At 60.7% G+C, this 21,947-nt stretch carries 16 protein-coding genes and 1 pseudogene; 11 read left to right on the forward strand and 6 right to left on the reverse strand.

Annotated features, from left to right (window positions below; translation table 11 throughout):
- Window positions 1–338 precede the first annotated feature (338 nt).
- From Q0C17_RS17250 to Q0C17_RS17260, 3 genes are all read left to right on the forward strand, one after another.
- Window positions 339–920, forward strand: a complete 582-nt coding sequence (locus Q0C17_RS17250; RefSeq protein ID WP_291209056.1) for an acyltransferase — start codon at window positions 339–341, stop codon at window positions 918–920.
- 163 nt (window positions 921–1,083) lie between these two features.
- Window positions 1,084–2,142, forward strand: a complete 1,059-nt coding sequence (locus tag Q0C17_RS17255) for a sulfotransferase domain-containing protein (RefSeq protein WP_291209057.1) — start codon at window positions 1,084–1,086, stop codon at window positions 2,140–2,142.
- 24 nt (window positions 2,143–2,166) lie between these two features.
- Window positions 2,167–3,690, forward strand: a complete 1,524-nt coding sequence (locus Q0C17_RS17260; RefSeq protein ID WP_291209058.1) for an ABC transporter ATP-binding protein — start codon at window positions 2,167–2,169, stop codon at window positions 3,688–3,690.
- A 177-nt stretch (window positions 3,691–3,867) separates the two neighbouring features.
- Here Q0C17_RS17260 and Q0C17_RS17265 read toward each other — a convergent pair whose 3' ends face one another.
- Window positions 3,868–5,193, reverse strand: a complete 1,326-nt coding sequence (locus Q0C17_RS17265) for a hypothetical protein (protein WP_291209059.1) — start codon at window positions 5,191–5,193, stop codon at window positions 3,868–3,870.
- Between the two features lie 63 nt (window positions 5,194–5,256).
- Between Q0C17_RS17265 and Q0C17_RS17270 the strand changes: the two genes are divergently transcribed.
- The gene (locus Q0C17_RS17270) at window positions 5,257–6,801 is read left to right on the forward strand and encodes a hypothetical protein (RefSeq protein WP_291209061.1); all 1,545 of its coding nucleotides are present in this window, start codon (window positions 5,257–5,259) and stop codon (window positions 6,799–6,801) included.
- A 387-nt stretch (window positions 6,802–7,188) separates the two neighbouring features.
- Here Q0C17_RS17270 and Q0C17_RS18235 read toward each other — a convergent pair.
- Window positions 7,189–7,320, reverse strand: a pseudogene (locus Q0C17_RS18235) (UDP-N-acetylglucosamine 2-epimerase (non-hydrolyzing)); the annotation flags it as partial.
- A gap of 217 nt (window positions 7,321–7,537) precedes the next feature.
- Between Q0C17_RS18235 and Q0C17_RS17280 the strand changes: the two are divergent.
- The gene (locus Q0C17_RS17280; RefSeq protein ID WP_291209064.1) at window positions 7,538–8,971 is read left to right on the forward strand and encodes a calcium-binding protein; all 1,434 of its coding nucleotides are present in this window, start codon (window positions 7,538–7,540) and stop codon (window positions 8,969–8,971) included.
- A 22-nt stretch (window positions 8,972–8,993) separates the two neighbouring features.
- On the opposite strand, the gene Q0C17_RS17285 is transcribed toward Q0C17_RS17280, so the two are convergent.
- From Q0C17_RS17285 to hisH, 4 genes are read right to left on the reverse strand one after another with little or no spacing between them, the layout of a single operon-like run.
- Window positions 8,994–10,208, reverse strand: coding sequence for a glycosyltransferase (locus Q0C17_RS17285; protein ID WP_291209065.1), 1,215 nt, complete (start codon window positions 10,206–10,208; stop codon window positions 8,994–8,996).
- Entirely contained in the window at window positions 10,208–11,734 is a 1,527-nt protein-coding gene (locus tag Q0C17_RS17290; protein ID WP_291209066.1) for an N-acetyl sugar amidotransferase, read from the reverse strand. Before Q0C17_RS17290 ends, Q0C17_RS17285 begins: the two co-directional genes overlap by 1 nt.
- Window positions 11,735–11,753: 19 nt before the next feature.
- Window positions 11,754–12,566, reverse strand: a complete 813-nt coding sequence (locus Q0C17_RS17295) for an AglZ/HisF2 family acetamidino modification protein (RefSeq protein ID WP_291209067.1) — start codon at window positions 12,564–12,566, stop codon at window positions 11,754–11,756.
- The gene (hisH, locus tag Q0C17_RS17300; protein WP_291209104.1) at window positions 12,559–13,212 is read right to left on the reverse strand and encodes an imidazole glycerol phosphate synthase subunit HisH; all 654 of its coding nucleotides are present in this window, start codon (window positions 13,210–13,212) and stop codon (window positions 12,559–12,561) included. Before hisH ends, Q0C17_RS17295 begins: the two co-directional genes overlap by 8 nt.
- Window positions 13,213–13,534: 322 nt before the next feature.
- Between hisH and Q0C17_RS17305 the strand changes: the two genes are divergently transcribed.
- The 6 genes from Q0C17_RS17305 to Q0C17_RS17330 all read left to right on the forward strand — a co-directional run bounded on the left by Q0C17_RS17305 (window position 13,535) and on the right by Q0C17_RS17330 (window position 21,920).
- Entirely contained in the window at window positions 13,535–14,833 is a 1,299-nt protein-coding gene (locus Q0C17_RS17305; RefSeq protein WP_291209068.1) for a glycosyltransferase, read from the forward strand.
- Window positions 14,830–16,053, forward strand: a complete 1,224-nt coding sequence (locus tag Q0C17_RS17310) for an N-acetyl sugar amidotransferase (RefSeq protein WP_291209070.1) — start codon at window positions 14,830–14,832, stop codon at window positions 16,051–16,053. The genes Q0C17_RS17305 and Q0C17_RS17310 overlap by 4 nt, the downstream gene beginning before the upstream one ends.
- 79 nt (window positions 16,054–16,132) lie before the next feature.
- A complete protein-coding gene (locus tag Q0C17_RS17315) occupies window positions 16,133–16,942 on the forward strand; it encodes an ABC transporter permease (RefSeq protein ID WP_291209072.1) in 810 nt (269 codons plus the stop codon).
- A gap of 313 nt (window positions 16,943–17,255) precedes the next feature.
- Window positions 17,256–18,626, forward strand: a complete 1,371-nt coding sequence (locus Q0C17_RS17320) for a glycosyltransferase (protein ID WP_291209073.1) — start codon at window positions 17,256–17,258, stop codon at window positions 18,624–18,626.
- A 4-nt stretch (window positions 18,627–18,630) separates the two neighbouring features.
- Complete coding sequence (gene asnB / locus Q0C17_RS17325; RefSeq protein WP_291209075.1) at window positions 18,631–20,529, forward strand: asparagine synthase (glutamine-hydrolyzing); 1,899 nt, start codon at window positions 18,631–18,633, stop codon at window positions 20,527–20,529.
- Between the two features lie 404 nt (window positions 20,530–20,933).
- A complete protein-coding gene (locus Q0C17_RS17330; protein ID WP_291209077.1) occupies window positions 20,934–21,920 on the forward strand; it encodes a Gfo/Idh/MocA family oxidoreductase in 987 nt (328 codons plus the stop codon).
- Window positions 21,921–21,947 lie beyond the last annotated feature (27 nt).

Here is a 21,947-nt window from a genome sequence, read left to right on the forward strand (position 1 = left end):
GCCAGGGTCGACACCCCCGTCATGGAACTGCCCGGCGATGGCGACCGCTGGACCAGCCCCCACGACCAGCCCCTGGCCGACAGCCCGTTTACGGACCTTGGCCCGCACACGTTCGACTTTGCAGAGCGAAGCTTCGACAGTCAGGATTGGGAACTGGGATGAGCCGCAAAGCCGCAACACCGCTGCTGGCCGATTCATTCGGCAGATGCAAAGAGATCCCGTCAAGAAATGAACCCTGACGCGGCGCGCAGCGCCCGCCTTGCGCGCTGTCCTGAGGGTCTGTAATCCCAGAAGCGGCATCAGCCCCGGAGGGCGCTGAAAGAAGCAGGAAAACCTATATGAGCAATCCGACCTGGTGGGCCCACGAGACGGCTGTCATCGATGACGGCGTGGAGATCGGCCCCCGCACCAAGATCTGGCACTTTGTCCACCTGCTTGGCCAGACCAGGGTCGGCGCGGACTGCTCGCTGGGGCAGAACGTCATGGTCGGCCCGAAAGTGACCGTCGGCAACGGCTGCAAGATCCAGAACAACGTGGCGCTGTATGAAGGCGTGACTTTGGAGGATGACGTGTTCTGCGGCCCGTCCTGCGTGTTCACCAATGTGCTGACGCCGCGCGCGTTTGTGAGCCGAAAGAATGAGTTCGGCAAGACACTGGTGCGCCGCGGCGCCACCATCGGCGCCAATGCCACCATCGTCTGCGGCGCCCCGGACGGGGCGACCGAACTCGGCGAGTATTGCTTCATCGCGGCGGGCGCTGTCGTGACCAAGGACGTACCCGCCTATGCACTGATGGCGGGCGTGCCGGCCAAGCGGATCGGCTGGGTGTCGAAGGCCGGCGAAGTGCTGGGCGCAGACCTGACCTGCCCGCGCGAGGGCGACCGCTATGTCCTCGAGGACGGCCGGCTGCGGCCCGCCTGACGCGCCATGTGCGGCATAGCAGGCATCGTCTCGCTCGACGGAAGCGCAGGGCCCTTCAAAACCCAGACGGCAACGTCGGCACAATTGAACTACAAGGCCTAAAAGCTCTATCAAGTGAAGCTGTCGGCCAAACCAAACTCAACCGGCTCTCGGAGTGAACAAAATGGCTTCTGCGAAAATTGTAGGAGAAGTATCCAAGCTCACTGAAAAGCTTCACGTCGATATAGGCGAGCGAGCTGTTTGGCTTGGCGATCGCATGTTCGAGTACCGTCAGGACACTGAAGTGTTGCTGCAGTCTGTGCAGAACAACCTCGTTGAGTGCCAAATGGGAAGCCGAGAACTTTCAGCCTCGCAAGCCTTGCGCTTGGAGAAGGCTATTGGCGAAGCCCTTGGCGGCCAAAGCTCTGCATCAAGAATAAATGGCTATGTTGGCGATTTGGATACCGATGAAGATGGCTACCCCTTGGTGCCGCCCGGGGCCGTTGGATTAAGCTTTACGCACCCTGAAAGCGAGAATCTGTTCGTAGAGCGGCGCGATCTCGCTTCAGTCAAGTACGGAAAGATTGCTGTTTTCGGAATCCAAAAATCTGGGAACACGTGGGTGCACGGCTTGTTGGCCGATACTTTTTCTTTGCCCTACCTTTTTAGCCATACGGAAGTAAAAACTGTCGGCGTGCTGAGCAGCCATATCTCGTGTGGCCCGAGAGTGCTGAGAAGAAATGATATTGTTCACCCGGTTTGCCTCGTCCGCGACTTGAGAAGCATCGTCGTTTCTTTCTACCACTATATGCAATCCGCCAGCTATCAGAATGATATTCCGTATGCCGATTATTCAGACTTTGAAACGTTCTATTACGATTGGTTCCTTTCGAGAGTTGCCCCCTCCTTGGATCTGGAATCGTACACAGAGAACTTCGCAAAGCATGGCGTCCCGATTTTGCGCTATGAACGGTTGGTCAATGACACCAAGGGCGAAATGCTGCGGCTGTTCAAACGCTGGAGTTTGGCCTTTGACGAAAGCGCGTTGGATGCAGCGATCGAGAAAAACAGCTTCAGTAACCTGAAAGCCAAAGGCAAACAAATGGGCGACGTATTCATAGAAACGTCGCATTTCCGCAAAGGCGGAAAATCTAACTTTCGCGAAGAACTACCCGAACGAATCCTCAGAGACATCAACACTCGCTTCGAGAAAGTTCTCCTTCGCTGGGGTTACGATGTCTAGCATCTTGAAGAAGGTTTGTAGCGCTTGAAGACCGACCAAAGTGACCCGAGTCTGCCCGCAGTTCGTCTGGAAGACGTCACCAAGATTTACGATCTGTACAACTCTCCAGGAGAGATGCTTTTCTACACTTTGGGTATACAGAAGATACTGAAACCAAAGCGAGAGGTGCCTCGTTTTACGGCTCTGAGGAACATCTCGTTCACAATTGGCAAGGGCGAGCGAGTCGGTCTGATTGGGAGAAACGGGGCCGGGAAAACCACAACTCTGCGCTTAATAACTGGCAACTATCCACCGACAACAGGCACGGTGGAAGTGCAGGGAACTGTTCAAGCTTTGATGCAGCTTGGTCTTGGTTTTCATCCAGAGTTCACCGGCTACGAAAACATCAAAGCGGCCCTAAACTATAACGGCCTGCTTGGCCCCCAGCTTGACGAGGCGATCGCTGACGTTGTCGACTTCTGCGAGCTTGGAGCGTTCCTGAACCAGCCCCTCAAAACGTACTCACTGGGCATGCAGTCCAGAGTGCAGTTCGCTGCAGCTACTGCAATTCATCCAGACATTCTCATCGTGGACGAGGTCCTGGGAGCTGGTGATGCGTACTTTTCCGCTAAAAGCGCACTCCGCATGGAGCGTTTGGCGAAAAGCGGATGTACATTGATACTCGTCTCGCATTCCTGGCAGATGATCCAGCAGTACTGCGAACGTGCAATCTGGCTTGAAGCTGGCAGGGTCAGAATGGACGGGCCAGCGTTCGAAGTCTTGGCAGGCTATGAGTCCCATATCGCAGGGGCCACAGCCAAGTTTCACTCCAAAGGCGATGAAATGCCGGTCTCCCAATCTGCGCCATGGGAGATGACCCAGTCTCAGTTTTCAAATGTCTCCCAGGATAGTTCAGCGAACGGGATCAACCCTGACTCACCCGAGCCTGAGGCGAGCGATCGGACTGCCCCCGACTATGCTTCGGTGGACTGGATTGCAGATCAATTGAGAACCAAGGAAAACATCAAGGGTGATCAGGAAACGGCTTTGAAACTGTCTGATGGGCGGACGGTTTTTCGCGTTGCTGGCGTCAATGGGCTTAGATTTTGTGATTTCAGAGTTCTCGTTGACAGCGCACAAAAGAACGTCGTCCGCACCGGAGGGTCTATAGCAATTGAAATGGAGCTTGTTGCTCAGCGATCAGACCATTTTGCCTGCTCTTACTGGATACATTTTTTTGGGCTCGACGGCATGCGACTGGCCCGCGTCCGAAGCCCAATTGATAAATTTGAACTGAACGAAGGCGAAAAACGGAGAGTCTCAGTCCGGCTGGACCCTGTGCTGCTAGGCACCAGGGACTATCTTCTTTCCTTCAGTGTATTTGACAACAAGACTACAGAGTCTTCGGCGGACACACTCCATCAGCGCTTTGATATGTTGCCTCGATGCTACCAACTAAAAGTGCTCGGGTCTAACGATTCAGATGCGCCCATCCTTCACCATAACGGCGGCTGGCACTTTGGAGGCTCAGAACACATAACTCCTGCGGTGATCAAAGATTATATCTAGTTTGGTAGCCCGGTGGTTTCTGACGCACTTGGCGGCGTATCCGTGCAGCAGGTTAGGCGTGATCGCGAGGATTCCATCCCCGCTCAGCTTCGCCCCGTCTCAATCTGCCCGGCCTCGCGCCGCCAGCGCGTTTTCGAGGTGTCGCCGTTTTCAAGCTCGCGACAGACGCCGATGCCCCTAATCTGCGACGCAGTCCGCAAGCGATGCTTTCGCGCCCTGGCGCATAGGCGCTGTCAGCAACAGTCGCGCGACGCTGGCGATCGCCCGCGCCCGCTGATCCTCTTCAGGGGGGTACATGGCCTCGCCAAATCCCCTCTCCCTCAAGACGACGCTGCACACCGGCTCCCAGATCTCGGGTTGGAAGGCCGCCAGACTGGCCATTCGGCCGTAAAGCGAGGCATATCGGCCCGCTGGTGGCCCGCTGCCGTCCATGTAGATGGGTACTGGACTTTTGTTATGGACGAGTTTGTGGAACGCGTTTGTAATCTTCTGCAGATCTTGCAGCCTCACGCCGCCCACTCCGTCAGCGGCCATGGCCGTAAGGAAATCGATCGTCACCGAAGCGTGGTTTAGGTCGTCCGGCTGATGATAAGAAAACCGGCTGGTGTCGGCGACGGCCCAACCCCTGCCAGGCGCGTACCGCATCTTCGGCCAGTAGGGCCAGGTCAGGGTGTTGGGCGCGGCGGCGTCAACGAACTCCAGCTGAATAAAGTTTGAAAGCCGCGTGGCGCGTTCGGCATAGGCATCTTCGCCCGTAGCCTTGTACATATAAAGATACGCCAGCCCCGCCATCGCCTGGTAGTTGAGCGGCACCGGCTTGCCGGGCATATCCGGGGCGATGAAATCTGCATCGTGAGACGTGACGAAGTAACCGATATGCACGCCCTGAGCAGTCTCGGCGCGCCAATTCTCCGTGGCGTGGAAGGCGAGCGTTTCGTGCGCGGCAAGCACATACGTTCGTGCGATCGCGTCGAACGCGCGCTCGCCCTGACGTAGCCCCTGCAGGCAGGGCCTTTGCGCAGTCAGCGCTGCAAAACGCGCGAGCGGCGCTACAAGTCTTGCGTCATCGATCAGGAATGAGATGGGCCGGCTTCCCTGCGCATTGAACACCGTCGTCGACCACTGGGCTGCTGATCGCCCCCGATAATCGCGGAGCCCCGCCTTATCGTCGCGCGCGGCAAGGACGCGATCGCCAAGCGTCACGAAGCGATCAAGATAGGCCGTATCCCCAGTGGCTTCGTAGATGTCGAGCAGAGCTGGCATGATGAAGCCAGCGAACCCGCCCGGTTTGCCCTGCTGGGTCATGGCTTCTGTAGTCGTGGACTCCAAGCGCGCTTGCAGGTTGGCATGCAGGACAGCTTGTGTGGGATCGAGGGCGCGAGGAGCGCACAGGTCTTTTACCGACGGCCCTGGCGCTGATGGGGCCGATGGCGCGCAGGCGGCCGTCGCCGCAAGTACAAGTGCGACGCACAGCGCGCCAAATCGCCCATTCATGTCTTTCATGTCCAATAAGTCTTGTCCGTGTTTCGAAAGCTCTATAGGCCCAAAAACCAACGGAGTAAAAAAATGCGTGTGTGGGGTGTCTTGCTTCTCGCCATGCTGGCTGGGTGCGTCAGTCCCGACCCGGCAGTCGACCTCAGTTTCGAACTTAAAGGGACGGTGGGCACGGTTTTCGAGATCGAGGTCGACGGCGCCAGATGCGCGGCTGGCTACGTGAACGCCATCCAGAGCCGGACCTACAGCAATCAGGGCGAACTTGAATTCTGGTGCCGCGAAAGTCGAGGCGCGCCCCTTTCCTTTACTAGCATCGGCAAGCCGTCTCCTTTGCAATTCACAAGTTCGATCGCCAGTCTCAACGGCAGGCTTTTCGAATTCATCAGCCGGTCCGTCTATGACAATGGCCGCTGGCGTCCGCTTACGCCTAGCGAGCTGCCGGTCCCGGACGACGCCTTGCCGATATCGATCGTGAGCGCCGGCGGCAAGCACATCGTCTTCACGATCTATGGCGGGCGCTGCGAAGGCATCTCCGTCTACTCGGAAAGCGGCTATCACGGAACCTATCGCGAGGACGACTGGGGACAATGGTCCGCCATGTGGACCGACGGGCGGACCATCGCGATGAACGTTGGCTACAATTTACTGTCGGGGCCGCTTCCGCCGCCCACTTCGAATACCTGCGCGCCATTGCGCCTGAAAACTGTTCCCACAGAGAGAAAAAATTGGATCTATGCTGCGCGTTCGGTTGGCGGCCCTTTGCTCTACGGCGGTTCAGAAGCCTCGCACGATAGCTGCGCGCCCCTCCTCATCACCGACCTCGATCTGATGACGACGCGCGAGATCACCATTAAAGACTGCAAACCGGGCTACGTGACTGAAGTCTACTCCCTCACGCGCTGGCGCGATGAGATCCTGATCGGCAACTTTCCCGAGGGAGCGCTCTACGCGTTGACCCCGGGTTCCGACGCCACGCGCAAGACGGCGTTCGGCGCGGCGCGGCCCGATGACCTTCTCGATCCTCAGTGGAATGGCCCCTACCGCGAGAGCCAGGCCGTGGTGGTTTCGGGGGGGCGCGTCTTCATCGGCATGTATCCCTGGGCCGAACTCTTCATACACGAGGGCGAGGCGCCCGCTACGGTGCTTCGCCTTATCGAGCGCCCGGAGAAGACCGGCGGCGAGTTTGCGCCTTATGCCTCGCACCTTGCCGCTGCGGTCACGAGCCTTCAGGATCCGTACGCAGACCGCGCATGGGCGCAGCGCATCCCGACAATCGTGGTGCTGTCCGGCCTCGTCTGCGCATCAACGGGAAATAGAACCGGCGAGGACCTCGACCGGTGGCAAGGTCTGGTCGATGAAGGCGATGTGCGCCATTACGGTGAGGTGTTCTGTGCGCCTGTGCCGGGACATGTCATGACAGGGCCGGTTCCAGATGGGACATTGGTCCGGTTTCGTGTCGACAAGGAGCGCCTGTCGATCGTCGTCGACGGCAAAACCGTTGCGAGCGCCGCGCACGGATTGTCCGGCTCAGCGTTGCACCGACTGAGCCGGGCCCGCCCGCGCGTCGGGACCGGCGATTACGGTCCATTTGAAGGCATCTTGCGTCGTCTTCCATGAGGCGCCGTGCGGGTGCGGGCCAGACGTGTCCCGCCTGGCCGATCGGGGCATCGCCGGCCCCAAGGAACGGATTGAGGCTCCTGTCCTTCACCCCGCGCATGATGGGCACACGCTAAGCAGACTTGATTGCGCGGCGACAATCAACGAGCGTCAATCAAATCGCTTGCCAAAAAAATCGCCAATGACAATCATCAATTACCGGTCGCCTCGTCTCATCCTGATTGACGCGCCGCTCTCATCCTGATTGTCGCCGCGCAGCAATTCGATCCAACCATCTATCGCTGCAAATCTCGCCGCCCCGCGCAAGCCATTCTCGAAGCTAAGATCAACGAGATCTGCCAGACGCGGGTGCGTTACGCCTACCGGCGTGTGCATGTCCTTTTCAAAATCGTAGTGCTGGCCGGTATGGACCAGCCGTTCGGTAAAACGGCCATCTGCGGCGAAAGCGCGGCTCATAGCCGCCGCCTTCACAAAGTGCGGCCGCGCACCGGCAATGGTCGTGATTTTGAAACCCGTCATACTGATGTCTTTACACACCACCGGGCGGCGTACCGAGTCCTTGCCTTCAACCATATGCTATTTCTGCCTCAGAGGGGCTGCGATCAGATTCCCTCGCGGATTACCCTTCGGTAAGATACCGGCCGCGAGGTTGTAGGCGCAGCCAGAGCGATGATACGCTCACCCATAGATGGCAGGCCCCACCAGTGTCGGCTGTATTCGCAAGGATGGATTTTTCATGGCGGTAATCATTGGCCGGAATACTGGCGACACGCATATCGGTACGGCCGTGGACGACCAGATCGAAGCGCGCGGCGGCGATGATGTCGTTTACGGCTCGGACGGCGATGACACGCTTTACGGCGAAGACGGCGATGACTGGCTGTATGGCGAGAATGGCGATGACTGGTTGTTTGGCGGCGCAGGCATCGACCGGATGTTCACTGGGCCTGGCTTCGGCAGCGAGAGGGCGTATGGCGGCTTCGGCAACGATCTGATTTTCGGCGGGGGGGCCGTGGATCTTCTTCTTGGCGAAGAGGATGACGACCGCATCTGGGGCGGCGGCGGTGACGACGAGTTGTTTGGCGGTGCCGGCGACGACGAGATGCAGGGTGAGGAAGACAATGACCGGCTGTATGGCGGACTCGGTATCGACCTGATGTTCGGCCAGGCTGGCAATGACATGCTGAACGGCGAGGAGGACAACGACCGGATGTGGGGCGGTTTCGGCGCCGACCTGATGTTCGGGGGTGAAGGCAATGACGAGATGCAGGGCGAGCAGGACAATGATCGCCTGTTCGGCGGCAATGGCAACGACCTGATCTTCGGCCAGGCCGGCAATGACGAACTCCATGGCGAAGACGGCAACGACCGCATGTGGGGCGACACCGGTCGCGATCTGATGTTCGGCGGCGACGGCGACGACGAGATGCATGGCGAATCTGCACTCGACGGACAGCCGGACCGTATGTGGGGTGGCGCGGGCAACGATATCATGTTCGCTGGCTGGCGCAGCGAGCTTTACGGCGAAGATGGAAATGACCGCCTTTTCTCCACCGGCAATAGCCCGATCAACGGTGTCACGCGCCTTGATGGCGGCGCCGGCGATGACGAGCTGCAAGGCGCGGTGGGCAACGACCTGTTGATCGGTGGGACGGGCGATGACTATCTCGTCGGACGCGAGGATCAGGACGCACTTCTGGGCGGCGAAGGCAATGACTACCTTCTGGCACTGGACGGGGGCCACTTCCTGTTTGGTGAAGACGGCAACGACTTGCTCGTCGGCGGGCAGACGCTGGATGGCGGCGCGGGCGACGATGTGCTGCGAGCCGGAGCCGGATCAAACCAGACCCTGACCGGCGGCGCGGGACGCGACCGATTCGTATATCTTTCTGTCGGCGATGCTGGCACCGGGCCGAATGGCGTCGAGCACATTACCGATTTGGAAGTCGGGGCGAACGGCGACTGGCTGGACTTCCGGTTCATTCTGGACTCTCTCGGCTACACTGGCGCTGATCCGTTTGCGGACGGCTGGTTGCGTACGGTCCAGTCTGGCGCTGACACGATCGTCCAGGTCGACAGCACAGGCGGCGGCAATGAATGGTTTGACTTCATCGTGCTCGACGACATCACAGCCGGAAGTATCCTGCCGGACAACTGGCTAGTGATCTGACGCAAGCCGAACAGCCGCGGTGTCAGGCGCCTGCGTTTTCCGCCTCCCGCGCAGCGGCCGGCTCAATCCCATACGCCCGCAGCATCACGGCGGCTTCGCTTTGCCAGCTCAGCGCCTGCGCGGCTTTCATCGAGGCGTGCTTAAAGGCGTTGATCTTCTCTCGGGTCAGGCTGTTGATCTGCTGAGCAATCGACTCCGGTGTGATTTTCGGCACGAGGATGCCAAGATCATGCTCCTTAACGAGGCGCGCCATTTCCGGGAGATCGGCTACACAGAGCGCGAGGCGCGCCTGGACATATTCGAAAAACTTGTTCGGCAGTGTGAAGCGCTTCTGGCGGGAAATATCAGGCTGCACGAAAAAGCCTATGTCGGCTTCATTGGCGCGCGGCACCATTTCGTTGAACGCGACCGGCGGATCGATCCGCACACGGCCAGCTACACCATGCTGGTCGGCAAGGGCGTTGAGTGATGCGATATAATCGTCCGGGCCAGGGCCGCGGATCACGAAGTGATACTCCGGGTTCCACAGCTTTACGCTCTCGATGGTCTGCTCGAGACCGCGCATCGGCGAAACGATGCCGTGATAGAGAACCTCGATCTTCTCACCGACCGGGCGATACGGGAGATCGTGGTAGAATGCCGTTGACCGCACAACCGTCGGGCGCTTCGGCAGCTGGTAGGTTGTCTGAAGCGCATCCGCAATGCCATCGCAAACCGTCGTGACGACGGATGCGCCGGGCAGGAAGCGCTTCTCCATCGCGTGAACCCAAGGCCGCTCGCGTTTGATCCACTTGGGATCGTGCATGTATTGCTCGAAGGAAAACTCGTGACAGTCGACCGAATAGACGCCGCCGGAAAGCGCCGCGAGTTTCGCGGCGATCGGCGCCGTGAAGTAATCGTGCGCGATGGCGAGATCGCACCGGACATTCTCGATTGTCGCGATGTGCTCGAAAATGCCGTCATAGCCGGCCTGACTCCAGTAATAGTCTTCGGCGAACTGGCCCGAATAGGGCGAAAAGCGCCGCTTCCAGTCAAGCTTGAGGTTCTCCACCAGCCGGCGCGCTTCGTAGACGTGCTCGACTTCAATGTAGCGCCAATGCGGCGGCGGCGCCTGGCGCCCCCGGAAGCCGGCGACTACGACCGTCCAGCCGGCATCCGCCAGGGCTTTGGACTGGCGCAGGACGCGCGGCTCATCAGTAACCGGCGTCAGCGAAATGATGCAGACTGTCTTGCCCATCACACTGGTTCCTTCATCTCAGGCGAGGATGGTGCAGGCTCCACCCGCCCTCCAGCATACATTTTCTGGGCAAACCGTTTGAACCTGGCAAACTGCTCCGGGGACATTGTGCTTCTAGCGAAGTTACCCACGGGCCGGATGAGTGGAATGGTGAGCTTCATCGCGTTGCGCAGCAAGGAAGAGCCGGTATTTGCAGTCGTCCGCTTCGCAAAACGGCCGAACGAGGTCACCGCCTCCATCGGATTGATGTGAATCCGGCGCATGCGCTGCAGGGCGCGCACATGCAGGGACCGCATGCTGATGAGCCTTGAGTTCAGGCGCGCAACGGTCATGCGCGTCCATTCTCCGGAATGATACTGGGATGCGGTGATATATTTCTTATACGTCTCTGTTCCCGGAAGGTTTCGTTCCGACGACGGATAATCCCAGAACGTCTTGCGCTCGGCGTTCATGATCTCGTCGAACTCGGCATCACTCAACCCAAGCTTCTTGGCGACAAACACGCGGTCTTCCCGCTCCATCTCTTCCGAGAGCGCGGGCTTCTGGATCTCTGCCAGCGCCTCGTCGCGCGTGATGCGCCCGTTCGCCACGAGGCAGGAGAGGTGCGAGCGGCGTTTGTCGAATCCGAACTTCTTCGGAAGGATGTAGCCCTGATAGAAGCGCGTATAGATCGACTCGTAGTGCTTGCCGCCATACGGCGTCCACTTCAGTTCCCGTTTCATGATTTCCATCGCTTCCATCTTGTTGAAGTCGATGTAGTTCAGGAGCGGAAAACGCTGGATGCGTTGTATGTGCGGAAAACGCACCATGTAGTCGTAATAGTCATAGTGCGGATAGGTTTTCAATTCGGCACCGCCGAACGTATCGTTCAGGTGCTTGATATACCCGAAATCTGAATGTCCATGACTCCATGTCGCCGGGACCATGATCTCCGTCACGATGTTCGACCCGTCCATGATCCAGCGGATGTCATGGTCGGCAGCGAGCTTGTAAAGCGTCGCGATGATCGCATGGTCGGTCGGGATCTCTGAATCCGGCGTCGATGCGCGCAGGAAGGCCACTTGCAGGCGACGGAACTCTTCCCAGTCGAGAACCTCGGTGTGCAGATCAATCCCGAGGATGGTCACAATGTTCTCGATGTTGCGCACCGAGATTTCGGAGTTCCAGCCATTGTCGAGGTGCACAGCCAGCGGACGCAGGCCGAGCTGTTTCGTCACGTAGGCGACATAAGTCGAATCCACGCCGCCGGAGAGGCCGAGGATGCAATCATACTTCTTGCCCGCGCCATCCCGCTTGATCTGCGCAACCGCTTTTGCGAGCTGCTGCTTGCCCTTGATGCCGGGATAGACTTCGGCAGCCAGCCGGCGCTCATAGTCGTGACAGTGATTGCAGACACCGTTCTCGTCGAAAACGATTTCCGGATCCGAAGTATCCATGATGCAGCGCGTGCAAACACGGTAACCGGTCGTCGGCGCGAAGATACGCTTGCCGCTCCGGCGAACCCATCTGTCTTCTTCTTGTGACATTGCCGTCCCGCCCGTCAGATTAGTGGCCGAAGGCCGTCCTGAGTTTTGCTTCCTCAGGGAATGTGATGAGGACCGCACGGTGCGGCCCCTGGAAAACAAAGATGCTGCCTGCAGCAGCGGCCGAGGCGCCGCCCTGGCGGATCGCCTCGACAACATGGTCTAGGTTGCCTGCCCCGCCACAGGCGATTACCGGGACGTCAACAGCAGACGCGACCTGTTTGATCAAGGGGATATCGTAACCCTTGAACGTGCCATCGCGGTCAATTGAATTGACGATGATCTCGCCGGCGCCAGCAGCAGCAACCTTTTTTGCGAAATCGGTGATACTGCCTGACACGGACTTCGTACCGGCATGGGTCATCAGCTGCGGCTTGCCAATCCAGTTCTTCTTGACGTCCATGCAGACCACCACGGACTGGGCGCCGTGGACGCGCGATGCTTCAGCAATGAAACTCGTATCTTCGGCTGCACGGGTGCAAAGAACCACTTTTTCGACACCCAGACGGATGATCTGCGCGAAATCCTCCTGGGTATGCACCCCGCCGCCATAGGCGACCGGCATGAAGGCCTCGCTGGCAATCTCTTCGATCAACTGGAAGTTTGGCCGGCGGCCTTCGTTGGTCGCGGTGATGTCCAGAAGGACCAGTTCGTCGCAGCCCTTGTCATTGAAGATCTTCACCGCGATCCGGGGGTCGCCGACATACTTGTGGTCCTTGAACTGGACCGACTTGTACAGGAGATCGCCCTTCAGCAGGAGCACAGGGATCACGCGCGGACGATGAATCCGTGCGGTACGGGCAGAGCCCGCGGGCTTGGCATCGGCATCAAGCATATTTCAGTTCGGCCTTTGATTCGGACGGCACCCAGGCCGCAAAGTTGCGGAGCACCTGCATCCCGAATTTGTGGCTCTTTTCAGGATGGCATTGCATCCCGGCGATGTTTCCGCGCGCAAACCCTGCCGTGAAATCGGAACCGGCATAGTGCGAACTGATCAGGACGTCCGACGGATCGGCGCATTCGACCCGGTAAGTATGGACGAAATAGAAGCGGGGATCGTCCGGAAGGTCAGCCACGAGGGGGTGGCGCCGCTCGGGATCCACGAAATTCCAGCCGATATGCGGTAGCCGCGCATTTGCATCGACAGGTTTCTCTCCCTTGCGGAAGTGGACAGTCTCCGCATCGATCCAGCCCATTCCGATGGCCGAGCCTTCCTCGCTGGATTTGGTCATCAGCTGCATCCCGAGGCAGATGCCCAGGATCGGGACCTTGGCACCGAGAACGCGCTCCTCGAGCACTTCGCGAAACCCGAGCCGGTCAATGTTGGCCATCCCTTGATCAAAAGCGCCCACGCCCGGCAGGATCAGCCGGTCGGCCTTGGCAATAGCGGCAGGATCGTTCGATATCTGCGCTTCGTGCCCAAGGCGCTTGAACATATTCCGGATCGAGCCGAGGTTGCCCATCTCGTAGTTCAGGATCACGATCAATTTAGTCGTTCCTCTTGCTGTTCCGACCCAAAGCCAATCAGCCGGGTAGGGCCTGATACCTCCAGCGGCAAGCTCTTGGCCATCCTGCGCCAGCATTTCAATGTTTTCATCAGCGGCAGCTGGATCCCGGTCCGGCCGCAACGACGCCTCAATCACCAGTAGCTCCAAACCAAACTGCGGCCAATCCAGAACTTCAGCCCAAGGGTTTCATGGCCTGCCAACCTCCGAAGTTTGCCTACTCGACAACGGCACTGCCAAACTTGAATCCTCGCCCTGTTTCGCCTAGCCCTCCGGCGAACCGAAACGGGATCCCAGATTGACCGAAGACCGCGCCGCCGGCCCTGCCCCCTTTCGTGCCCATCTGCGCCGCAGCTCGGCGGTCGGCGCGCGAACGGCCTGGCTCATTGCCTTCGCAGCCGCCACGGACGAACCGCGGCTCTTGCGCAAAATCGAGACGCTGCTGCAGGCGGGCTGGCGGGTCGTCGTCTGCGGCTATGAGGGCCGCAGCCCGATGCCGCCCGAATGGAATTTCGTGTCGCTCGCCAACCAATCCGCCATCGGCCGCTGGACCGCACGCCGGATGGAGTGGCAGCGCCGGATCGGCACACATCTCGCCCGGCTTGACCCGCCTTCGGACGCGCTGAAGGGCCTGGCCTCGCATCTTGTCTATTCCGGCCTGCCGAACTGGCACCGCGACCACCGGGAAATCCTTCGCATCGCCGCAGAAAACCCGGACCTGAAGCCGGACCTGGTGATCGCCCACAACCACTATACCTGCCCGCCCGCCTGGGACCTGTCGAAACGGTACAGCGCTCCGTTCCTGATCGACTCGCAGGAATACATGCTGGGCGTGCTGCTGGATTCCCCGCAATGGGTGCGCGAGCAGCGGCCCTTCATAAAGGTGACGCAGGACGCCTACTTCGCCCGCGCCGACCAGGTCTTTACCGTCTCGCAGGGCATTGCTGACCAGATCACCGCCGAGCAGCCCCTCAAACGGCCCGCGAAAGTCATGCGGAGCACACCGCAGCACGCGCGCCACCCCTTCCGGCCGGTCTCTGGCACCCGAAAGCTGCTCTATCACGGGCTGATCGACCCGGCGCGGGACCTCGACATTGCCGTGCGCGCGGCCGCGCTCTGGACTTCCGATACGAAGCTGACCATCCGCGGCCCATCCGAGGGAGACACGGCCAGCCAGCTTGCCGCCCTTGCCGCCGAACTCGGGGTCTCTCACAAGGTGACCTTCGAGCCAGCTGTCCCGTTTGTGGAGATGCTGGCGCGGGCAAACGAGGCGGATATCGGCTACTTCGTCTACCGTGACGGCTCGCCCCAGCGCCGCTTCGTTCTGCCCAACAAGTTCTTCGAGTACCAGATGGCGGGCCTTGCCCTGATGATCAGCGATCTGCCCGAGATGGCGGCGCTCGCCCGCAGGTATGACACCGGCGTCGTAGTAAGCGACCTCACCCCCGAAGCCATCGCCAAGGCCATCGACAGCCTGACAGACGAGCAGATCAACACCTACAAGGCCAATGCCCTCAAAGCAGCGGAGACCTTGTGCTGGGAACAGGAACAGGCTGTCTTGCTTGAAACCATCGATGAAGTATGCCGCCCCGCATGACCCATCCCACCACAGCCTGGATGCCTGACGCCGCGGTGCGCGACTATCGCATGTGCTCGCGCTGCGTGATGGACACGACTGATCCCGACATCACGTTCGATGCGGACGGCGTGTGCAGCAACTGCCACGGTTTCGAGAAGAACCTTAAACCCTACTGGAAGCCAAATGCCGAGGGCGCCGCCGAGCTGGACGCTCTGCTCGAGCGCATCCGCCGGGAGGGAGAGGGGAAACCCTATGACTGCATCATCGGCCTTTCCGGCGGGGTCGATTCCTCTTTCCTCGCCACCAAACTAAAGGAATGGAGGCTGCGCCCGCTCGTCGTCCATGTCGATGCCGGCTGGAACTCGGAACTCGCGGTCAACAATATAGAACAGATCCTGTCCAGGGTCGGCCTCCACCTCGATACGGTGGTAATCGACTGGAACGAGATGCGCGACCTGCAGCGGGCCTTCCTTAAGTCCCACGTCGCCAACCAGGACATCCCGCAGGACCATGCCTTCAGCGCGGCCCTTGTCGGCAAGGCGCTCGAACACGGCATTACCTATGTCATCAGCGGCACCAATTTCGCCACCGAAGGCGTCCTGCCCCAGAGCTGGGGCTATGACGCGATGGACGCCGCCCATATCCGCGACATCCACCGCCAGTTCGGCGAAGTGAAGCTGAAGCGGTTCCCGATCCTCGGCTTCCGCGACTATTACGAGACCATGTTGCAGAAGCTGCAGTTCGTCGCGCCGCTGAACTTCATGCCCTATGACAAGGCCAGCGCCATCGCCCATCTCGAGCAGAACTATGGCTGGCGCTATTATGGTGGCAAGCACTACGAGTCGATCTGGACCCGCTGGTATCAGGCCCATTATCTCCCGGAAAAGTTTGGCTACGACAAACGCAAGGCGCACCTCTCCAGCCTGATCGTTGCCGGCTCCCTGAGCCGGGATGAGGCCCTGAAGGAACTGGAAAAGCCGCTCTACACGGACAATGAACTGGCCGAAGACACCGCTTTCGTCGCCAAGAAGCTCGGTTTCACCGTCGAGGAACTTAAAGCCCTCATCCATGCCCCGCCCCGACACTACGCCGAGTTCGCCACCCATGCCGGCGAACTGGAGCGCTACCAGGCCCAGCTGGCGCGTAACGCTGTCCTGAAAGCCCGCCTGAACCTGCGCACCCTGCCCGGACGTATTGCGCGTAAGCTGACTGCCGTGTTAGCGAGCCCGAAGGGGTAGGACTGCCACTTTCGGCTGGCAGTCTCCATTGGCCGGGCAAAGGGGGCTGCGCCGGGCCAGAGCAAGGAATTACGACCATATGTTTCGTTCGCTGATCGCGGTTGGTGCGCCATTTCAAGCAATTCTGAAGCACCATTCGATTTTGGCCCGCACCACTTGGGTCGACATTAAAGCGGCTTATGCTGGTTCCGTGCTCGGGATTGTCTGGGTGATAATGGGCCCGCTGCTGATGTTGTCAGTCTATGCTCTTACCTACGCTGTGATCTTCAAGGTACGAATTCCAGCGCTTTCGACCACGGAGTATGTACTCTACGTCTTCTGCGGGATCGTCCCGTTCCTCGCCTTCGCACAGTCGCTTTCGGCCGGTACACTGTCATTGTCGTCGAACCGCGCCGTGATGCTGAACACTGTGTTCCCTGCTGAGATGATCCCGCTGCGTAGCGTGCTGGTCGGTAGCGCCAGCATGGTCACCGGCACGATGATCCTCTTGTTCAGCGACTTCATGTGGAGCAAGCCCAGCCCGCTCTTCCTGCTGATCCCGGTCGTCATGGTGTTCCAGATCATGTTCTCGGTCGGCGTCTGCTGGATGCTTTCGCTTGTCGCCCTGCTGGTGCGCGATCTGGCGCAGCTGATCTACTTCATAACTATGATGCTGCTGATCATAACCCCGATCGCGTACACGCCCGACATGATACCTGACGGAATGAAGACTTTAATGTTGTTCAATCCGCTTTACTACTTCGTGACCTGCTTTCAGTACATTATAATTCTGGATCGAGTTCCACCTGTCGACACACTGGTTATTGGCGCAAGTGTTTCTCTCGCCTTCTTCATCATAGGCTATTCGGTGTTCCACCGAAGCAAGCAGGTCTTTTATGACTTTGCCTGAAGCGAAGGTAGTTTTAGCTACGCCGCTAACGGAAAACTCGGGTGGCTCCGACACAGTTCCAAATGCTTCCGTCTGACACCTATCCTTTGCCGTTCGGCGCGGAAGCCTGATAATCAGCGGCCAACCGAGAGCACGGCCAAAACACGAGCAAATCAAATATGTCAACGTGATCCGGCGTACGACAATCTCGGATCACGCAGCAGACCATATTCCAAGTTTCAATGCTGAACTCTTCCACAAGGCTCAGATCGAGCCTCGATTTCACCAGAAGATCAGGGCATAGCAACGCCTCCGCTTCCGGCAGCAGGCCTTCATGACCGAACCCCTTCGCCAGGCCTACCTGCTCGCCGCGTCTGCGATTGCCGATGATCCGCGCGTGCGCCGGATGGGCGACGGCCTCGCCGCGCGGGGCATCCGCGTCACCGCCATTGGCCTCGAGGGTGGGCGCTCGGGTAATCCGGAATGGCAGGTGATTGAATCGCCCCTGCCGAAGCCGCCGGTCGTTATACCGCGCCCCGGCCCCCTCGGCCTGATCGAGCGCGGCACAGCCTGGCTCCTGTCGCTGCCGCTGTGGATTGCGGGCGCCATTCTCTCCGCTGCCGGATCGGCCCGAGGCGCCGTCCTGTTGCAGATACGACACCGGGCAGTGGTTGCGGCGCGGCCGTTCTCGGGCCTTGTGCGCGCCGTGAGCCGCCGCTTCAGCGAAGCCGCCCTGCCCGCAGAAGAGCGCCTGATGCACCGCTTCTGGCGAATGAAGCCGGACGCTGCGGCCATTCGCGAGGCTGTCTTGAAACTGGAAGGGCCGGCCCTGTGGATCGCGAATGACTGGCCGATGCTGCCCATCGCCGCCGAAGCCGCCGCCACCAAGGGCGGCATTGTCGTCTATGACAGCCACGAACTCGCGCTGGAGGAGTTCGCCGAACGCCCCGAGTGGCGCAAGTTCGTGCGCCCGGTCGTGGCCCATGTTGAGGCAAAATACATCCGCGAGGCCCGCGTGATCAGCTCGGTCTCGCCCGGGATCACCGCGCATCTGGGCGCAACCTACCGCGTCCCGGCCACCCATCTCACGCTGCGCAACGCGCCCGGCTACCAGGCCACGGACCAGCGCCCCGCCAGCGACCCGGTTCGCCTGCTCTATCACGGCCTGGTCTCGCCCGGCCGCGGCCTCGAAGCGCTGATCGAAAGCGCCGCGAGCTGGGCGCCCGGCTATACGCTGACCATACGCGGGCCTGCCTCACCGCCGGACTACAGGGAGCAGCTGGCCGCCCTCGCCGGCCGCCTCGGGGTCACCGGCCGCGTCAGCTTTGAAGGTCCGGTGCCGATGACCAGCCTCGTCGCAGCCGCGCGCCCGTTCGACATCGGCCTGATGGCCCTGCCCGGCCACTCGGCGCACAACCGCTTCGCCCTGCCCAACAAGCTGTTCGAATACATGATGGCCGGCCTCGCGCTGGCGGTTACCGACCTCGAGGAGATGATTGCCCTGCTGGAGGACACCGGCGCAGGTTTCAGCCTCGGCGACGGCTCGGCGAGCGCGATCACCGCCTCGCTGAATGCCCTGACGCGCGAGGACGTCGACCGTATGCGCGCCGCAGCACTGGAAGGCGCGAAACGCTACAACTGGGACACGGAGGCGGCACCTGTGATCGATGCCTACCTCGCCGCCTGGCAATTGCACTATAGGTGACGCGATGTGTGGTTTGTTCCTCTCGGTCGGCTTCGAGCCCTCGCGCAAATACATTGACGCCGTCTCCCATCGCGGGCCCGACGGTGATGGCTGGCGCGTGTTCGACAGCCCGGCCGGCCCCGTCGCCCTCGGCCACCGCCGCCTGAGCATCATCGACCTCGACCCGCGCGCCGCCCAGCCGATGACCCGCGAGACCGGCCGTTTCTGGATGGTCTACAACGGAGAGATCTACAACTACATCGAACTGCGCCGCGAACTGCAGTCCGCCGGCGTGCGCTTCCGCACCGAATCGGACGGCGAAGTCCTGCTGGAGGCGGTCATCCAATGGGGCCCGGCGGCGCTGGACAGGATGGTCGGCATGTTCGCCTTCGCCATCTGGGATGATACGGAAAAGACCCTGCTGATCGCACGCGACCGGGTCGGCATCAAACCAGTCGTCATGCATGCCTCTAACGAGGGCATCGCCTTCGCCTCCGAGATCAAGCAGCTTCTTCCGCTGCCAACCTTCAGCCGGCGGATGAACCTGCAGCGCGCGCATGATTTCCTCTCTTCCGGCGTGACCGATCATATGCCGGACACCATGTTTGCCGACGCGACCAACCTCGGCCCCGGCCGGTTCGTGCGCCTCGACCTGAAGTCCTGGCGCCCCGGCCAGCCGCTGCCGGTAGAGACCTACTGGCTGCCGCCCCGGCCCAGCAATGAGAGGTTCAGCGAAGGCGACGCCGCCGACCGTTTCCGCGAGCTTTTCCTCGACTCCATTCGCCTCCACATGCGCTCGGATGTAAAGGTGGGCTCCTGCCTGTCCGGCGGTCTCGACAGCTCGTCCATCGTCTGCGCGCAGGCGAAATCCTGGCCGAGGGGTACGGAGCCGCTGAACGCCGTCAGCGCGGTGTTCCCCGGCTCGCCGGTCGATGAGTCCGCCTTCATACGGGATGTCGTGGCCGCCTCCGGCGTGCGTTCGATCACCACAACCGTCAGTCCCGCCACATTGGCCGAAGACACGGACGCTGTGCTGCGCGCGCAGGACGAGCCTTATGGCTCCACCAGCATCCATGCGCAGTACCATGTGTTCCGCACGGCGCGCGAGAATGGTATCAAGGTGATGCTGGATGGTCAGGGTGCTGACGAGATCCTCGGCGGGTATCATGGCTGTTTCTTCTATCACTATCGCCGCCTGATCCGGCACCTGGAAGTCGCCGAACTGATCCGGACCATGAAGGAACGCAAGGCCTGGCACGGCGTCTCCTATCGCAAGCAGCTCTGGCCGTTTGCCGGGCGCCTGCCGGCGCCGCTGCGTCCCCTGCTGCGCCCGAAGGACGGCGCGCCGCCGCCGCTGCCGATCCTCGACACCGCGTTGATGAACCAGATTTCACCGCCGGGCCGCGACGCCCTCAGCAACGCGCTGGCCTATGAAGGCCTGCCCACGCCGCGCACGCTCGGCGACTATTGCGTGATCCTGACGCGCGCGACCAACCTGCCGATGCTACTACGATACGAGGATCGCAACTCGATGGCCCACGGCATCGAGGCCCGTGTGCCTTTCCTGGATCATCGCCTGATTGAGTTCTGCCTGGAACTCGGCGACCAGCACAAGATCACCGGCGCGGACACCAAGCGCGTGCTACGCAGGGCGATGGCTGGCCTCCTTCCGGAAAGCGTGCTTCACCGGCGCGACAAGCTCGGCTTTGCCACACCGGAGGAGACCTGGTTCCGCGGCCCCCTGCGCCCGCAAATCGAGGCCGGCGTCGAAGCGACGCTGAAACGCTATCCGGCTCTGTTCAATGCTCCGGCCGTTCGTCAGCACACGGCAGACATGCTGTCCGGTGCCCGCCCGTTCGACTTTTCCGTCTGGCGCATCCATGTCTTTGGACAATGGGGCGAAAAGTTCGGGATGACTTACTGACGCGAAGCGCTCACATCAGACCTCCGGCTCAGCGGCTCAAGCCGCCGTACAGAAACCCCTCAAAGCTGCGCAGCGTAAAATCTTCGAAGGCCTGTTGTGCTTTGAGCGAAAGCCAGCGCCGGATATCCCACTCTCTGATTGATGCGGAAGCTTTTGCAAGCGTACAGCATCGGAGGGGCTCGAAGCGCTTCAACTCGGCACAGTTTCCGCAAAGGCGGGGCGGAGGCTAGGTTGGAATTCGGTTACCCCGTCGAGGAGCGGACGAAGTCCGATGAAGGGAAACTGTGGAAGGGGTAGCTCACTCTCCAGCGGACCGTGCGTCTCTTTAAGCGGGAATGGCGCTCTTGACGACACCTCGCCGCTGTCCTTTACACCGCGTCACTCAGCAGCCCGGCGTACCCTAGATGACAAACCCTTCCGCTACCCCCCGTGTCGCGCAGATCGGCGCCGGTCACTGGGGCAAGAACCTTGCGCGCAACTTCGCCCAGCTCGGCGCCCTTGCCGCCGTCTGCGATCCCCACCCGGACACCGCCAAGCGCGAAGCCGACGCCAATGGCGTGCCGGGGCGCACCGTGGACGAAGTGCTGGCGGACCCATCGATCGACGGCGTCTCGATTGCCGCCCCGGCTGAACTGCACGCCGAACTGGCGCTGAAGGCCTTTGCCGCCGGCAAGCACGTGTTCGTTGAAAAGCCGCTCGCCCTCACACTCGAAGATAGCCGCGCCATGTGCGAGGCGGCCGCGCGGGCCGGCAAAGCCCTGATGGTCGGCCACCTGCTGCAGTACCACCCGGCTTTCATCCGCTTGCTGGAACTCGTCCGGGAAGGCGCCATCGGCAGCGTGCGATACGCCTATTCCAACCGGCTCAGCCTCGGGAAACTGCGGATCGAGGAGAACGCGCTGTGGAGCTTCGCGCCGCATGACCTGTCGATGCTGCTGGCGATCATGGGCGAGCGCCCGGCCACCGTGACCGGCGGCGGCAGCAGCTGGGTCACGCCCGGCCTCGAAGACGAATACCGCCTCGACATGACCTTCTCGGGCGGACGCCGTGCCCACGTTTTCGCTGCCTGGCTGCACCCCTTCAAGGAACACCGCCTCGTCGTGGTCGGTGAAACCGGCATGCTGGTCTTCGAGGACTCCGCAGCCAAGGCCGAGGACAAGCTGAAGCTTTACCGCCATTCCGTCACCTGGAAGGGCAAGGTGCCTGAAGCGGTGAAGGCCGAGGCTGAAACCATCGCCTTCCCGGCCGATGAGCCGCTGAAGCAGGAATGCCGCCATTTCCTCGATTGCTGCGCCGGCAAGCTCAAACCGCGCACCGACGGCCAGGAGGCCGTGCAGGTCGTTGAGACCCTGCTGCGCGCCGAAGGCCGCCTCGCCCCCGCTGGCGGTTGACGCCGCCGCAATCCTGCCCAACTTCAT

Source organism: Hyphomonas sp. (assembly GCF_022844445.1).
GTDB lineage: Bacteria > Pseudomonadota > Alphaproteobacteria > Caulobacterales > Hyphomonadaceae > Hyphomonas.

What these genes read in the sequence shown, in the direction of transcription:
- Q0C17_RS17250 (WP_291209056.1), top strand. Translation starts at nt 339, where the DNA reads ATGAGCAATCCGACCTGGTGGGCCCACGAGACGGCTGTCATCGATGAC.
- Q0C17_RS17255 (WP_291209057.1), top strand. Translation starts at nt 1,084, where the DNA reads ATGGCTTCTGCGAAAATTGTAGGAGAAGTATCCAAGCTCACTGAAAAG.
- Q0C17_RS17265 (WP_291209059.1), bottom strand. Translation starts at nt 5,193, where the DNA reads ATGAAAGACATGAATGGGCGATTTGGCGCGCTGTGCGTCGCACTTGTA.
- Q0C17_RS17270 (WP_291209061.1), top strand. Translation starts at nt 5,257, where the DNA reads ATGCGTGTGTGGGGTGTCTTGCTTCTCGCCATGCTGGCTGGGTGCGTC.
- Q0C17_RS17280 (WP_291209064.1), top strand. Translation starts at nt 7,538, where the DNA reads ATGGCGGTAATCATTGGCCGGAATACTGGCGACACGCATATCGGTACG.
- Q0C17_RS17285 (WP_291209065.1), bottom strand. Translation starts at nt 10,208, where the DNA reads ATGGGCAAGACAGTCTGCATCATTTCGCTGACGCCGGTTACTGATGAG.
- Q0C17_RS17290 (WP_291209066.1), bottom strand. Translation starts at nt 11,734, where the DNA reads ATGTCACAAGAAGAAGACAGATGGGTTCGCCGGAGCGGCAAGCGTATC.
- Q0C17_RS17295 (WP_291209067.1), bottom strand. Translation starts at nt 12,566, where the DNA reads ATGCTTGATGCCGATGCCAAGCCCGCGGGCTCTGCCCGTACCGCACGG.
- Q0C17_RS17310 (WP_291209070.1), top strand. Translation starts at nt 14,830, where the DNA reads ATGACCCATCCCACCACAGCCTGGATGCCTGACGCCGCGGTGCGCGAC.
- Q0C17_RS17315 (WP_291209072.1), top strand. Translation starts at nt 16,133, where the DNA reads ATGTTTCGTTCGCTGATCGCGGTTGGTGCGCCATTTCAAGCAATTCTG.
- Q0C17_RS17320 (WP_291209073.1), top strand. Translation starts at nt 17,256, where the DNA reads ATGACCGAACCCCTTCGCCAGGCCTACCTGCTCGCCGCGTCTGCGATT.
- asnB (WP_291209075.1), top strand. Translation starts at nt 18,631, where the DNA reads ATGTGTGGTTTGTTCCTCTCGGTCGGCTTCGAGCCCTCGCGCAAATAC.
- Q0C17_RS17330 (WP_291209077.1), top strand. Translation starts at nt 20,934, where the DNA reads ATGACAAACCCTTCCGCTACCCCCCGTGTCGCGCAGATCGGCGCCGGT.